Annotated in this window: 13 protein-coding genes; 8 read left to right on the top strand and 5 right to left on the bottom strand. The window is 70.9% G+C overall.

The genetic code is table 11. The features are described 5' to 3' along the window. Window positions 1-66: 66 nt before the first annotated feature. The 3 genes from AB2L57_RS15330 to AB2L57_RS15320 are packed head-to-tail and all read left to right on the top strand — an operon-like array spanning window position 67 to window position 2,766. Window positions 67-1,023 carry an iron chelate uptake ABC transporter family permease subunit gene (locus tag AB2L57_RS15330; RefSeq protein ID WP_409047493.1) on the top strand — a complete coding sequence of 319 codons (957 nt, stop codon included), beginning with the start codon at window positions 67-69 and terminating at the stop codon, window positions 1,021-1,023. Beyond that, window positions 1,020-2,012 (top strand): iron chelate uptake ABC transporter family permease subunit, encoded by a 993-nt coding sequence (locus AB2L57_RS15325; protein ID WP_409047492.1) that lies wholly within the window; start codon window positions 1,020-1,022, stop codon window positions 2,010-2,012. The genes AB2L57_RS15330 and AB2L57_RS15325 overlap by 4 nt, the downstream gene beginning before the upstream one ends. A 1-nt stretch (window position 2,013) precedes the next feature. After that, a complete protein-coding gene (locus AB2L57_RS15320; protein WP_409047491.1) occupies window positions 2,014-2,766 on the top strand; it encodes an ABC transporter ATP-binding protein in 753 nt (250 codons plus the stop codon). A gap of 1 nt (window position 2,767) precedes the next feature. Here the strand turns inward: AB2L57_RS15320 and AB2L57_RS15315 are convergent, their stop codons facing one another. Beyond that, window positions 2,768-3,745: an arsenic resistance protein gene (locus AB2L57_RS15315; RefSeq protein WP_409047490.1), complete on the bottom strand. Its 978-nt coding sequence runs from the start codon at window positions 3,743-3,745 to the stop codon at window positions 2,768-2,770. Window positions 3,746-3,785: 40 nt separating this feature from the next. Between AB2L57_RS15315 and AB2L57_RS15310 the strand changes: the two genes are divergently transcribed. The 3 genes from AB2L57_RS15310 to AB2L57_RS15300 all read left to right on the top strand — a co-directional run bounded on the left by AB2L57_RS15310 (window position 3,786) and on the right by AB2L57_RS15300 (window position 7,123). After that, complete coding sequence (locus tag AB2L57_RS15310) at window positions 3,786-4,421, top strand: cyclodeaminase/cyclohydrolase family protein (RefSeq protein ID WP_409047489.1); 636 nt, start codon at window positions 3,786-3,788, stop codon at window positions 4,419-4,421. 63 nt (window positions 4,422-4,484) lie between these two features. After that, window positions 4,485-5,465, top strand: coding sequence for a TIGR03885 family FMN-dependent LLM class oxidoreductase (locus AB2L57_RS15305; RefSeq protein WP_409047488.1), 981 nt, complete (start codon window positions 4,485-4,487; stop codon window positions 5,463-5,465). Further along, window positions 5,462-7,123 carry an alpha-amylase family protein gene (locus AB2L57_RS15300; protein WP_292814871.1) on the top strand — a complete coding sequence of 554 codons (1,662 nt, stop codon included), beginning with the start codon at window positions 5,462-5,464 and terminating at the stop codon, window positions 7,121-7,123. Before AB2L57_RS15305 ends, AB2L57_RS15300 begins: the two co-directional genes overlap by 4 nt. Before the next feature lie 60 nt (window positions 7,124-7,183). On the opposite strand, the gene AB2L57_RS15295 is transcribed toward AB2L57_RS15300, so the two are convergent. The 4 genes from AB2L57_RS15295 to AB2L57_RS15280 form a co-directional block, all read right to left on the bottom strand. Then, window positions 7,184-7,834 carry a YdeI family protein gene (locus AB2L57_RS15295; protein ID WP_363331367.1) on the bottom strand — a complete coding sequence of 217 codons (651 nt, stop codon included), beginning with the start codon at window positions 7,832-7,834 and terminating at the stop codon, window positions 7,184-7,186. 125 nt (window positions 7,835-7,959) lie between these two features. Next, the gene (locus AB2L57_RS15290) at window positions 7,960-9,333 is read right to left on the bottom strand and encodes a DUF222 domain-containing protein (RefSeq protein ID WP_409047487.1); all 1,374 of its coding nucleotides are present in this window, start codon (window positions 9,331-9,333) and stop codon (window positions 7,960-7,962) included. Window positions 9,334-9,533: 200 nt separating this feature from the next. After that, window positions 9,534-10,196, bottom strand: coding sequence for a DUF1992 domain-containing protein (locus AB2L57_RS15285; RefSeq protein ID WP_292809496.1), 663 nt, complete (start codon window positions 10,194-10,196; stop codon window positions 9,534-9,536). Between the two features lie 9 nt (window positions 10,197-10,205). Beyond that, window positions 10,206-11,639 carry a hypothetical protein gene (locus tag AB2L57_RS15280; protein ID WP_409047486.1) on the bottom strand — a complete coding sequence of 478 codons (1,434 nt, stop codon included), beginning with the start codon at window positions 11,637-11,639 and terminating at the stop codon, window positions 10,206-10,208. A 133-nt stretch (window positions 11,640-11,772) separates the two neighbouring features. Here AB2L57_RS15280 and AB2L57_RS15275 point away from each other — a divergent pair, with 133 nt between their 5' ends. Continuing rightward, the gene (locus AB2L57_RS15275; protein ID WP_292809500.1) at window positions 11,773-12,522 is read left to right on the top strand and encodes a response regulator transcription factor; all 750 of its coding nucleotides are present in this window, start codon (window positions 11,773-11,775) and stop codon (window positions 12,520-12,522) included. Further along, the gene (locus AB2L57_RS15270) at window positions 12,506-13,675 is read left to right on the top strand and encodes a sensor histidine kinase KdpD (protein ID WP_292809502.1); all 1,170 of its coding nucleotides are present in this window, start codon (window positions 12,506-12,508) and stop codon (window positions 13,673-13,675) included. Before AB2L57_RS15275 ends, AB2L57_RS15270 begins: the two co-directional genes overlap by 17 nt. The last annotated feature ends 1 nt before the right edge of the window (window position 13,676 follow it).

Genomic DNA, 13,676 nt, shown 5'->3' with positions numbered 1-13,676 from the left:
CGCACCGACAGCGGGGAGCGCCGAGTCCTGACCCGCCTCAATCCCGCCGCGCTGATCGTCGCGGGGGTGGCCCTTGTCGCCGCCCTCGCGACGATCTCGCTGTTCATCGGCGTCGCCGAGCTCGACGCCTTCATCCTCTTCGCCAGCCGCGTGCCGCGCACGGTGGCGCTCGTGCTCGCCGGGGCGGCCCTCGCGATCACGGGCCTGATCATGCAGCTGCTCGTGCGCAACCGTTTTGTCGAACCCGGCACGACGGGGGCGACGGATGCCGCCTCGCTCGCCCTGCTCGCGCTGCTCCTGCTCGCCCCCGCCATGCCGATCTGGCTCATGGCGCTCGTGGCGTCGGTGGGCGCGCTGGCGGGGGTCTACGGCTTCCTCGTGCTCGCGCGACGCATCCCCGCCCGATCGAGCGTGCTCGTGCCGATCGTCGGCATCCTCTACGGCGGGGTGATCGGCGCGGTGACGACATTCATCGCCCTGCGCACCGAGATGCTGCAAGAGCTGCTCAGCTGGAGCATCGGCGACTTCTCGGGCGTGCTGCGCGGCCGCTACGAGATCCTCTACCTGGCCGCGGCCGCTGCCCTCATCGCCTGGATCGTCGCCGACCGCTTCACGCTCCTGGGTCTCGGCGACGACGCCGCCCGGGGCCTCGGGCTCGAGACGCGCGGCGTCATGGCGGTCGGTGTCGCGATCATCGCCGTCGTGACCGGCATCATGCTCGTCGTCGTCGGAGCGCTGCCCTTCCTCGGCCTCATCGCCCCCAACATCGTCAGCCGTCTCATCGGCGACAACATGCGCCGCGCCGTGCCGCTCGTGGCACTGCTCGGCGCCTCGATCGTGCTGCTGTGCGACATCATCGGACGCCTCGTGCGGTTCCCTTTCGAGATCCCCCTCTCGCTCGTCATGGGCGTGCTCGGCGGCATCGTCTTCCTCTGGCTGCTCCTCGGCACGGCGAAACAGGTGGATGCTGTCGGTCCCCGTCGCACGCGTCGCGCCAGCCTCATGCGGGGCGGTGCCCGATGAGCGCACCCGTGCGGAGCGCAGCATCGCGCGTCGTCGCCGCCGTGCGCACGCCGCGCATCGCTCTGCTCGTGCTCGCCGCCCTCGCCGTCGGCGTGTGCCTGGCGTTCCTGTTCACCGACCTGCCCGGAAAGTGGGAGTACGCGCTCGGCCTGCGCTGGCGCACCGTCGCGGGCATGGTGATCGCCGCCGCGGCGATCGGGGCGGCCACGGTGCTGTTCCAGACGATCACCGCCAACCGCATCCTCACTCCCGGCATCATGGGCTTCGACGCGGTGTTCCTCGCGATCCAGACGGTCGTCGCCTTCGCGATCGGGCCGGCGCTCCTGGTCAGCGCCCCGCCGCTCGCGTCGTGGGGCGTCGAGCTCGTGCTCATGATGGGCTCGATCGTGCTGCTGTACTGGTGGCTCTTCCAGCGCAGGCGCCTCGACCTGCACGTGATCGTGCTCGCGGGGCTGATCCTCGGGGTGCTGTTCCGCTCGGTGACGGGGTTCATCCAGCGACTGCTCGACCCCGACACGTTCGCCATCGTCCAGGACCTCACGTTCGCGAGTTTCACCTCGGTCGACCGCGAACTGCTCGTGCCCACCGCGGTGCTCGTCGCGGTCGCCCTCGCCTCGCTCTGGCCGATCCGCCGCGAACTCGACGTGCTCTCGCTCGGTGAGACCACGGCGGTCTCGCTCGGCGTCGAGCACCGGCGCGTCGTGATGCACGTGATCGTCGTCATCTCGGCACTGGTGGCGGCATCCACCGCGCTCGTGGGGCCGGTGACGTTCTTCGGGCTCATCGTCGCCAACCTCGCCTACGGGGCCGTCGGCCACCGGCATCTGCGGAGCGTCCCGGCATCGATCGCGATCGGCGTGGTCGCGCTCGTCGGCGGGCAGCTGATCCTCGATCGGGTGCTGGGCTTCGGCACCGAGCTGCCGGTCGTGATCGAGTTCGTCGGCGGTCTGTTCTTCATCCTGCTCGTGCTCACCGGAAGGGCTCGCTGACATGATCGTGACCGAATCGGTCGTCAAACGCCACGGCTCCCTCGTGGCACTCGACGACGTCTCGCTCGAGGTGCGTCCGGGCGTCACGGCGATCATCGGCCCCAACGGGGCGGGCAAGTCGACCCTGCTCGCCGGAATCGGGCGCCTCTCGGCGACGGATGCCGGGGCCATCACGGTCGACGGGCTCGATGTCGTGCACACCAAGTCGCGGGTGCTCGCGCGCCGCCTCGCGATCCTGCGTCAGGACAACCATCTCGCGATCCGGCTGAGCGTCGAGGATCTCGTCGCCTACGGTCGCTTTCCGCACGGGGGTTCGGGACGCACGCCTCACGATCGCGAACTCGTCGAGAACGCGCTCGACCTGCTCGACCTGGGCGCCGTCCGACGGCGCTTTCTCGATGAGCTGTCGGGCGGTCAGCGGCAGCGTGCGTTCGTCGCGATGGCGCTCGCGCAGGACACCGACCATCTGCTGCTCGACGAGCCGCTCAACAACCTCGATCCTCGGCACGGCGTCGCGCTGATGAAGCTGCTGCGTCGGCTCGCCGACGAACGCGGCATGACGATCGTGGTCGTGCTGCACGACATCAACGTCGCCGGTCGCTTCGCAGACGACATCGTCGCGATGCGTGCGGGCCGGGTCGTGCACCACGGCCCGGTGGGCGAGGTGCTCACCGCCCCGAATCTCTCGGCGCTCTACGAGACTCCCGCGCACGTCATCGAGATGAGCGGACGACCCGTGATCGTGTGGGACTGAGTCATCGGGGACTGAGGGGCTGGGTCGCAGGTCGCCGCGTGGCGGCCCAGACCATCGTCACCATGACGAGCAGCTCGACGAGGGTCTGGGTGACCACGACCAGTGGTGTGAGGGCGAAGCCCGCGGGGAGGGCGAGGGCGAGGGGCAGCACGACGAGCGAGTTGCGGGTGACGCCGCTGAAGACCACGGCGGTGCGGCCGGGTCGATCGAGTCGCGCGACACGACCCGCGACGGCTCCGACGCCCGCCATGATCGCGGCGAACGCCGCGTAGAGCGGCACGAGGGCGATGAGCACGGCCCACGAGCCGGCGACGGCGTGCACCTGCGAGGCGACGACGATCGCGAGGGTTGCGATCATGAGCGGCACCATGGCGGCGGTGACGGCAGCATCCACTCGCCTCGCCCATCGCACGCGGCGGGCGAGTAGCTGGGTCGCGACCGCCGCCCCCAGAGGCAGCACGATCAGCAGCACGAACGCCTCGATGAAGGGGCGCAGATCCAGGGATGCCGCGAACGTGTCGCCGACCATGAGCCACAGGTACAGCGGCAACAGCACCATCTGGGCCAGCATGAGCAGCGGCGTCGCGGCGAGCAGGCGGGCGCGCGAGCCGCCGGCGAGGCCCGTGAAGACGATGACGTAGTCCACACACGGGGTGAGGAGCACGAGCAGCACCCCGACGAGCACCGCGGTGTCGCCGGCGACGAATCGCGACAGAAGGAATGCCACTGCGGGGGCGCACACGAAGTTGACGATCAGGATCGTCGTGAGGAACCGCCGGTCGCGCACCGCACGGCCGATCTCGGCGAAAGGAACGCCGAGGAACGTCGCGTACAGCAGCAGCGCCAGCACCGGGGTGATGGCGGTTTCGAGCGGGCGCGCAGCGGCGGGCACCAGCATCCCGAACCCGGCGCCGAGCGCGAGCGCGCCCACGTACAGCAGCACTTGGTGCCGCTCCATCCACGGCGTCGCGTGCGTCATCGGGTACAAGTCTGCCCCAGGCGGGAGTACCGTGACGCGCATGGACGACGACGCCCGCATCCGGCCCACCCTCAGTCTCGAGCACTGGCTCGACCGCCTCGCCGAACCGACGGGGGCGCCCGGTGGGGGAGCCGCGAGTGGGATCATGATGGCGATCGCCGCGGCGCTGCTGCACATGGTCGCCGCCTACACGCGGGGCGACGAACGGGCGGATGCTGCCGGTCAGCGCCTGCAGGAGCTGCGCGCCGCGGCGCTCGAGGCCGCCGAGGCGGACGGCGTGCGATCGGCCGAGCTGGGGGAGGCGCTCGCGCACCCGGGCGGTCCCGCTCGCGATCCGCTGCTGCGCCGTGCGGCGGTCGCGGCGGCCGTGTCGTCACAGAGACTCGGTGGGGTCGGCGTCGATCTGGTCGACGAACTGCATCTGATGGCGGCGATCGGCAACCCGAGTCTCGCGGCCGACCTCGTCGTCGCCGCCGAAGCCCTCGCCGCCGGTCTCGGCGGAGCCCTGACCAACCTGCGCGCCTGTGTCGATCTCGCTGAGGTCCACGCGACCGGGGGCGATGAGATGTCGTCCGACCTCGCTGAGGCCGCCGCCTTCGACGAACGCATCGCCGCGGCGCGCCTGGCTGCGTCCGAGGTCGCGGCCGAGACCTCCGCCGGCGCCGCGGCATCGTAGCCGACGCACCCGCTCGCCGCACGGCCCTATCGCCCCGCGCGCCGCGCCGCCACAGTGGAGCACATGGTCTTCATCGGGTACCACGCCTCGCACGAGCAGATCGCCCCGCGCGACCTGCTGAGATACGTCCAGGATGCCGAGGCCGCGGGCTTCGACGGCGCCATGTGCTCCGACCACCTGGCGCCCTGGACGACCCGCCAGGGAGAGTCGGGTTTCGCGCTGAGCTGGATCGCGGCGGCTCTCGCCACGACGCGGTTCTCGATCGGCATGGTCAACGCTCCCGGTCAGCGTTACCACCCGGTCATCGTCGCGCAGGCCTTCGCGACGCTCGAGCAGATGTTCCCCGGGCGCTTCTGGGCGGCGCTCGGCAGCGGGGAGGCGATGAACGAGCACGTCACGGGCGACGAATGGCCGGCGAAGGACGTGCGCACCGCGCGGCTCGGCGAATGCGTCGACGTCATGCGCCGGCTGTGGCAGGGCCAGGAGGTGGATCACGACGGGCTCGTGCGGGTGCATCGCGCGCGGGTGTGGAGCCTGCCCGACGTGCCGCCGCCGCTGCTGGCGACCGCGGTGACGCCCGAGACGGCGGCGTGGGCCGCGGCCTGGGACGAGGGCATCGCGACCGTCGCGCAGGCCCCCGAGGCGCTCAGCGCTCTGCTCGAGGCCTACAACGGCGCCGGCGGCCGCGGCCCCCGCGTGCTGCAGGTGCATGTCAGCTTCGCCGACACGGATGCCGAGGCCTACGCCCTCGCGCACGACCAGTGGCGCAACGGCCTCGTCTCGCCGCCGCTCGCGTGGGACCTCGAGCAGCCCGAGCAGTTCGACGCGCGCACCGAGAACCCGGACGAGGCCGAGCTGCGCAGAGCTGTGCTCGTCGCGCACGATCCGCTCGACCTCGCTGGCCGGATCGCCGACCTCGTGCGCCTCGGGTTCGATCGCGTCTACATCCATCACGTCGGCCGCGATCAGCGAGGGTTTCTCGCGGCCGCAGGCGAGCGCATCCTGCCCGTCCTTCGTGACGCGCTCGAGGAGACGACCCCGTGAAGATCACCGACACCAGCGACCTGTGGTGGAAGACCGCCGTCGTCTACTGCCTCGACGTCGAGACGTTCGTCGATTCGAACGGCGATGGCATCGGCGACCTGCAGGGCCTCGCCCAGCGCATCGACTACCTCGCGCAGGTGGGCGTGACGGTGCTGTGGCTGATGCCCTTCTATCCGACTCCCGACCGCGACGACGGTTACGACGTGAGCGACTTCTACGGCGTGGATTCGCGGCTCGGCACACACGGGGACCTGGTCGAGGTGATCCGCACCGCGAAGGACCGGGGCATGCGGGTGATCGTCGATCTGGTCGTGAATCACTCCTCGGACAAGCATCCGTGGTTCGTCTCGGCCAAGCGGAGCGTCAACTCGCCCTACCGCGACTACTACGTGTGGACGGACGAGCCGCCCGCGCACGCACCCAACGAGGTCTTTCCCGGAGAGGAGGACAGCATCTGGGAGAAGGACGAGCGCAGCGGCCAGTACTACCTGCACAGCTTCTACCGTCACCAGCCCGATCTGAACGTCGCGAACCCCAAGGTGCGCGACGAGATCGCCAAGATCATCGGCTTCTGGCTGCAGATGGGGATCTCGGGCTTTCGCGTCGACGCCGTGCCGTTCCTGCTCGAGGTGCCGACCGGTGCCGATATGGGCGATCCGCACGACTTTCTGCGCGACATCCGCCAGTTCATGCAGCGCCGCTCGAGCGAGGCGATCCTTCTCGGCGAGGTCAATCTGCCGTACGAGAAGCAGCTGGACTATTTCGGACGCAACGACGCGCATGAGCTGACGATGCAGTTCGACTTCGTGGGGATGCAGGCGATCTATCTCTCGCTCGCGAGGGCCGACCCCGCACCCCTGGTCGCGGCGCTGCAGGCTCGGCCGGCGATCGCGCGTGAGTCGCAGTGGGCGAACTTTCTGCGCAACCACGACGAGCTCACGCTCGACAAGCTCAGCGACGACGAACGCGCCGAGGTCTTCGAGGCCTTCGCGCCCGAGGAGTACCAGCGTGTGTACGGCCGGGGCATCGTGCGTCGTCTGCCGCCGATGCTGCGGGGTGATCCGCGTCGCATCCGGATGGCGTACAGCCTGATGTTCAGCCTGCCCGGCACCCCCGTGCTGTTCTATGGCGAGGAGATCGGGATGGGCGAGAACGCCGACCTCGACAAGCGCCAAGTGGTGCGGACGCCGATGCAGTGGACCGACGGCGCGGTGGGCGGGTTCTCGTCGGCCACGGCCTCGCGCCTGGTCGCGCCGCCACCCGGGGACGGATACGCGCCCGCGCACGTCAACGTGGCCGATCAGCTCAACGATCGCGGCAGTCTGCTGCACTTCTTCCGCGACCTCACCGGGCGCTACCGCATCTCGCCCGAGCTCGGCTGGGGTGAGCTGACGATCCTCGACGGCGGCGTGCCGGGGGTGCTCGTGCACAGCGTGAGCGCGGATGTGGGCACGATGGTCGCGGTGCACAACTTCACCGATGTGCCCGCGACGGTGCGCATCGATCTGCCGGCCGAGCCCGAGGGCACGGGCCTGGTGGATCTGTTCGGGCCGGAGCGCATGCCGCTCGACGGGCGCTCAGGCATCGACCTCGAGATCGATGCATACGGGTACCGATGGCTGCGCGTATCGCGGCCGGGGGACGGGCGTCTGACGTAGGGAGCTCGTCGCGCGGGTCGCGGCTCGCGGCTGGCGGCCGCTTTCCGCGGGATTTGCGGCTCAGGATGCCGGAGGCTCGGCGTGCCAGCCCGCGATCAGCCGTGCCACACGCGTCGCGCGGGTCTGGGCGCTCGGTGCGGTCACGACCTGATGGATGGCGGCGTAGCGGTCGGCGCGGGAAAGGGCCGCGAATCGCTGCGCGGCCGCGGGAGCTGCGTCCAGCGCGTCGGAGAGGTCGGTGGGAATCTCGGCCGTCGCGGGCCCGGCGTACGCACGCTCCCATCGGCCGTCGGCTTGTGCGCGATCGATCTCGCGCCGGCCGCGCGGTCGCATACGGCGTTCCGAGATGAGCGCCTCGACGATGCCGACGTTGCGCTGCGACCACATCGAGGTCTTGCGGCGCGGCGTGAAGTGCTGCTGAAAGGTCTCATCATCGATGCGGTTGCGGCGTCCGTCGATCCATCCACTGCAGAGTGCTTCGTCGAGCGCTTCGGCATAGGTGAGGGTTGTGGGTGTGGTCGTGCCCTTCTTCGCCAGCACGAGATACACCCCGTCGGAGGTGTCTTCGTGGATGTCGAGCCACGCGCGCCACGCCGCCGCATCGGCCACGACGAGCCTCTCGAGGGTCGGGCGGGTGCCGATGCCGTTGCTGCCGTCTGCGTTCTCGCCGCTAGCGTTGTGCGCGCTCGGCGGGGGTGCGGAGGGGGACATGGCAACAGCTTCCCAGAGGGCGCCGACACGAATGAGCGCGTCCGCGTCGAGCTCGAAGGCGTGCCTCAGCAGGGTGCGCCCTTCGACCGGCTCAGGACTTGCCGCGTCAGGCTCAGTTCGCCGGTTCAGAAGGGTGCGTCCTCAAGGTCGGGCATGAATCCGATGGTGACCGGTGGTGGGGTGTCTGTGTAGTGGAGTCCGCCGGGGGATATCCATTCGATGACTCCGCCGGGGTGGTGTTTCACCCGCCAGGGCGTCTCACCCTTCAGAGTGTGATGTCGTCGACAGAGCGCGCAGAGGTTTCGATGATCGGTTGCTCCGCCGAGGGCGAAATCCTCACCATGATCCATATCGCACCGGTGGGTGCGCATGCGGCAGCCCGGGAATCTGCAGTGCGGATCCCTCACCCTCAAATGTCGGGTCAAGTCCGCCGAACGCGTGTACCTGTCGACGGCGAGGACTCCGCCGGTGATGGGGTCGGCGAGTACGCGTTCCCATCCGGGGACGGATTTCGCGAGGATTCTCGCGGTGTCGAGGTCGATCGGCGCTCGCCCCACCAGCTCTGCGGGGTCATCGGTCACCCCGGCGAGTGCGAGGGCGGGCACGGTGACGTTGACGGTCGCGCGGATGGAGGCGAGCCCACCGTGTCCGTCACCGAGCCCTTCACCGGTCTCGGTGTCGATGCGGTGGGTGAGGACCATCTCCATGAGTACGTCAGCGCGCACCTGATCCAGCGTCCGAGAATCCACCAGGGCTTCGCACTCGGCATCGGTCTCCTCATGAGCCCCGGCATCCGCGGCCGCGGCGTCCGCGGTTTCGGCGGCGTGTGCGGTGTTGAGGACGTCGCGGGCGATGTGGGTGATCATGTCGTGGATGCCGTGCACCGGCACCGCCGGGCCCCGGAGGAGGAGTTCGCTCATTCCGTCTTCGACGTCCCGCACCCACACCCCGCCGCTCTTGCGCGCGACCTGATGCCGCTCCGCGAACGTCGTCGGCTGCACCTGCTCCACGAGCCGCGCGAGCTGCGGTCCGAGCCGCCCCGGCGTGGTCGACGCGGCCCGCTCCAACGCCTCGGCTTCGAACGCGGCGCGCACCTCCGGGTCGGTGAGTTTCACCCCGTGCTCGACGATCGCCCGCACATGCCCCACCGACACGACACCCGCGGCCAGCGCCTCGAACGACGCCGCGAAGCGCGTCACGAGGGTGTGGGCGTCGTTCATCCGCCGCTGCACCGAACGATCGGGTTGCCGCGCACACGCACCCAGCTCCGCGGCGAGCGCCCGCAAGGGTAGTTCGGCTTCGCGGCCGGCGGAGCGGGGGATCTCCGCGACCCGTTCCAACCCCACCGCCTGCGCCTCGGCCAGCACCGCCATGACCTCAGCTTCGGCCGAGGCCACCCCTGCCACCGCGGCCGCGTACTTCGCCGCAAGGGCCGCCGCGACAGCATCCACGCCGTCGACGTTGTCGTCGTGCATGTCACCCCCGGGCTTCGTCTTCATGTTCGAAACTCTACGCGGGGCCTCCGACATCGACCCCCGGAAATCGACCCTCAAGAGCCCCGATCCGAGAACTTTCTTGGTGAGACCTTTCTCATCTTCACCGGCCCTTCGACAGCCCTTCACCGGCCCTTCGACAGCCCTTCGAAGGCCCTTCGACACCTCCCGCCCTCGTCGCGAGATGCCGCCCGAGACGCCTCCGCTCAGCGCCCGTCCGCCCGTCGACGTCCCCGCCGCGGCCACCACCGAAGGCGATCGCGCGCCGAACGCGCCGAAGCCGCCGACGCCGCCCGAGCCGCGGCCCGCGCCTCCACCTCCGCGGCCTCGCGCGCGGTCCGGCGCTCTCGCCACGCGTCGACCTCGGCATCCACCTCTCGCGTCGGCGTCACGACGGGAGGTCCGCCCAGCAACTGCCGGCGCGCCTCGACGACGCGGCGGTTGAAGTCCTCGAGCACCTCGCGCACGTCGGCCTCGCGCGCGAGCTCGTCGAGGCGGGCATCGAGCTGCCGGTTCTCCACCCGCAGCGTGAGCGCGGGCGGCCCCAGCCCGCGCAGCTGCTCGGACTCGATCTTGCGCTTGATCCACCAATCGGGATCATGCGACGCGCCCAGCCCGACGAGCGGCTTTCCCGCCCCCGGCAGGTCGTCGAAATCGCCGCGGCGGATCGCCTGCTGGATGGACTGCTCGATGAACGCCGCGCGCTCGGCCTGCGACATGCCGCGCGGCTCCGCGGCGTCCCCGCCAGCCGCGGCGCCCCCGCCAACCGCCCCGGGCGGCTCCTCGCCACGCGCGCGGGCCTCGTCCGCGGCCGCGCGCTCGAGCCGGTATCGTGCCGCCGCCTCCCGCGGATCCTGCGCCGAACTCACCCCTGCGTCCTACCAGCCGGTGAAGAGCAGATGCTGCACGACGATCGCGAAAACGACCTGCAGCACGAGCCCGGGACGGCGCCACGCCGGCGGCAGCAGGGCGGTGCCCACCAGCATCCACGGCACGAAGGGCAGCCAGATGCGCTCGACCTCGGCCTTGCTCATGCCCGAGAGATCGGCCAGCACGACCATCGCCAAGCCCGCCAACGCCAGCAGCACGGTCGTCGCGAGCGCCGGCGTCAGCGTGCGAAAGCCTCGCACGCGAGCGATCGCGACGGCGACCGCGGCACCCACGAGGGGCCCCGCGCTGAAGGCGAGGGCGGCGAAGTTGCCCCAGATCCAGTACTCGATCGGGCGTCTGGTCGCGATCCCCGCCCAATAGCGCTCGACGAGCACGGGGTAGGCCTCCCACCACGCGAAACCCGCGACGGCGAACGCGAGCACGACCGCGAGCGCCGCGACGATCGCACCCGGCAACGGCTTCCACGTGCGCCCGATCACCAGCACCGTCACCGCGAGCACACCCAGCAGCGGCAGTCCATACGAGAGCATCACGCAGTACCCGAGAATCAGGCCGGATGCTGCGCTCCAGGCGATCATCGCGCCTCGCGAGACCGCGGTGGCCGAGTACGCGAGAGCACAGATGCCCCACGCGGCGACCGCGGCGAACATGCCGTCGCCCGACACCGCCATCCAGATCGCGGCGGGCCCGAAGACGAGGAACGGCGCCGCGAGCCGGGCCGAGTCCTCCGCGCCCAGCCGGCGCAGCGTCAGCAGCACCGCGACCGGAGTCGTGGCGGCGACGAACAGCACGGCGAACCCGGCGGCGAGCCCCGTGTCGAGGCCGACCTGCACGAGCACGTAGAAGAACAGCAGCGCCCCCGGTGGGTGCCCGGCGATGTGGACCGGCCAGTTGTCGACCGAGTCGAGCGGGATGCGCGAGATGTACTCCTGCAGCGTCGCGCCGAAGTCGGTCACGGCCCGCGCCGTGTTCATGTACTCGTACTGCGTGTCGAGGATCACCCCGATGCCATCGAGCCCGTCGACGAGCGCGAGCGAGAGCAGCCACGCGGACGCCGCGAGATACACCCAGAGCAGCAGCCACCCGTAACGGGCTCGGCCTGCGATCCGGGCGGCGTACGCGACGGCGAGCCCGCCCAGCACCACGGCGGCGATCGTTCCGGGCCCGAGTCGCGGCATCCACTCGGCGTGCAGCGGCGGAAACCAGCGCACCCGAACGTTCCATCCGGTCGCGGCCGGGATGATCATGGCGGCGGCGATCAGCACGAGGGCGACCGCCAGGCCCACCCAGGCCGCGACGCGCCCCGGTGCGTGGCCGGTTGGGGCCTCCTGCCCGGGAACGCGCGGGACGCGTGGGACCGCGGGCTCGTGCGCGCGCGCGGCGGCGGATGCGGGCTCGTGCGCGGGGGTGGCGTCGGGCATCCTCCGACCCTACGAAACACCCGCGGTCCGGCGAACCCCCTTGCGCTCTGGGCGACCTTACGAATCGCGGACAGTGGCCGCCGGCATCCCCCTCGTCATACCGCGAGACGGCGGGGCGACCTAACCTGTCGACATGACGTCGCCGCAGCCGAACGCCTCGCCCGCCCGCGAGGTCGTCGATCGGCGCGTGCTCGTCGTCGAGGACGACCCGACGGTGCTCGAGGTCGCGACGAGCTACCTGCGCTCGGCGGGTCTCATCGTCAGCGAGGCCGTCGACGGCCCCGGCGCCCTGGCCGCCATCGCCGCCGATCCGCCGGATCTGATCGTGCTCGACCGGATGCTGCCGGGCATGGACGGCATCGACGTGTGCCGCCGTGTACGGGAGAGCTCACGCGTGCCGATCCTCATGCTCACGGCGCTCGGCGCCACCGACGACCGCATCACGGGGCTCGAGGCGGGCGCCGACGACTATCTGACCAAGCCGTTCTCGCCGCGCGAGCTGACCCTGAGGGTGCAGTCGATCCTGCGGCGCAGCCCCGTCGAGGCGTCGGCCACGGGCCCCGTGACCCTCGGCCCGTTCGTGCTCGACACGACCGCCCGCACCGTCACCAGCGACGGCGCACCGCTGGCCCTGTCGGTGCGCGAGTTCGACCTCTTCGCTTTTCTGCTCACCCACCCGCAGCAGGCGTTCAGCCGCGAACAGCTGCTCAAGTCCGTCTGGCACTGGGAGTTCGGCGACCTCTCGACCGTCACCGTGACGGTGCGCCGGGTGCGCGAGAAGATCGAGGCCGACCCCACCGACCCGATCTACCTCGTCACGGTGTGGGGCGTCGGCTACCGCCTCGACCTCGGAGGGGGCCACACCCGTGCTGCCGTTTCCTGACCTGGTGGCGGTCGTCGCCACCGCGCTGGTGTGTGCGGCGATCGTCGGCGCGCTCGGCCTTCTCGTGCTGCGCCTGACCCGCCGACGGTCGATGCTCGTGCAGCTCTGCGTCGTCGTGGCGGCCCCCGTCGTCGCGGTCGTGGCGGGCCTGATCGCCGTCGCCCAGGCGATGTACATCTCGCCGCACGACCTGACCGTCGCCTTCTGGATCACGGGGGTGGCGGCCGTCATGGCGCTCGGGGTGGCCCTCGTGCTCGGTCGCGCCTTCGCCCGCGACAGCCGCCGCCTTCGCGAGCTGACGCGTGCCCTCGGGGACGGTGCCCGCGTCGAGACGACAGCGACCAAGCGCGAGAGCACCGAGTTCGCGGCGCTGGCCGCCGACCTCGCCGACACGAGCAGGCGGCTGGCCGAGGCTCGCGAAGAGGTCGAGGCGCTCGATTCGTCGCGCCGCGAACTCGTGGCCTGGATCTCGCACGACCTGCGCACACCGCTGGCGGGCCTGCGCGCGATGGCGGAGGCACTGGAGGACGGGATGGCCGATGACCCCCAGCGCTTCCACCGGCAGATGCGCGCCCAGGTCGACCGGCTCTCGGCGATGGTCGACGACCTGTTCGAGCTGTCGAAGATCCACTCCGGCACCCTCGCCTTGAGCATGGAGCAGTTCTCGCTCTACGACCTCGTGAGCGACGCCGTGGCGGGCCTGGCCGACCTCGCCCGCGCACGGGGCGTGGTGCTGCGCGAGGCCGGTGCGCGCGACGTCATGGTCACGGGCGATCCCCGCGAACTCGCCCGCGTGGTCGGCAACCTCGTCACGAACGCCATCCAGCACACGCCCGCGGGCGGCGAGATCTCGGTGCGCGTGGAGCGCACCGGCGACGAGGTGGTGCTGAGCGTGCAGGATGCCGGGGGTGGAATCCCCGAGGGAGACCTGTCGCGCATCTTCCAGGCCGGGTGGCGCGGCACTCCCTCGCGCACACCCGCGCCGGTTCGCGAAGGCGGCACGGGCCCGATCGACTCCGCGGGGGCGGGTCTGGGGCTCGCGATCGTGCAGGGCATCGTGCACGCCCACGCGGGCCTGGTGTCGGTGCAGAACATCCCCGGCGGCTGCCGGTTCGACGTGCGGCTGCCGCGGCACGTCGCGGCATCGGCCTGAT

Source organism: Microbacterium sp. HA-8, assembly GCF_046111165.1.
Classification (GTDB): domain Bacteria; phylum Actinomycetota; class Actinomycetes; order Actinomycetales; family Microbacteriaceae; genus Microbacterium.
The sequence above is the reverse complement of the archived record's forward strand: the minus strand, read 5'-3'. Positions and strand labels throughout refer to the sequence as shown.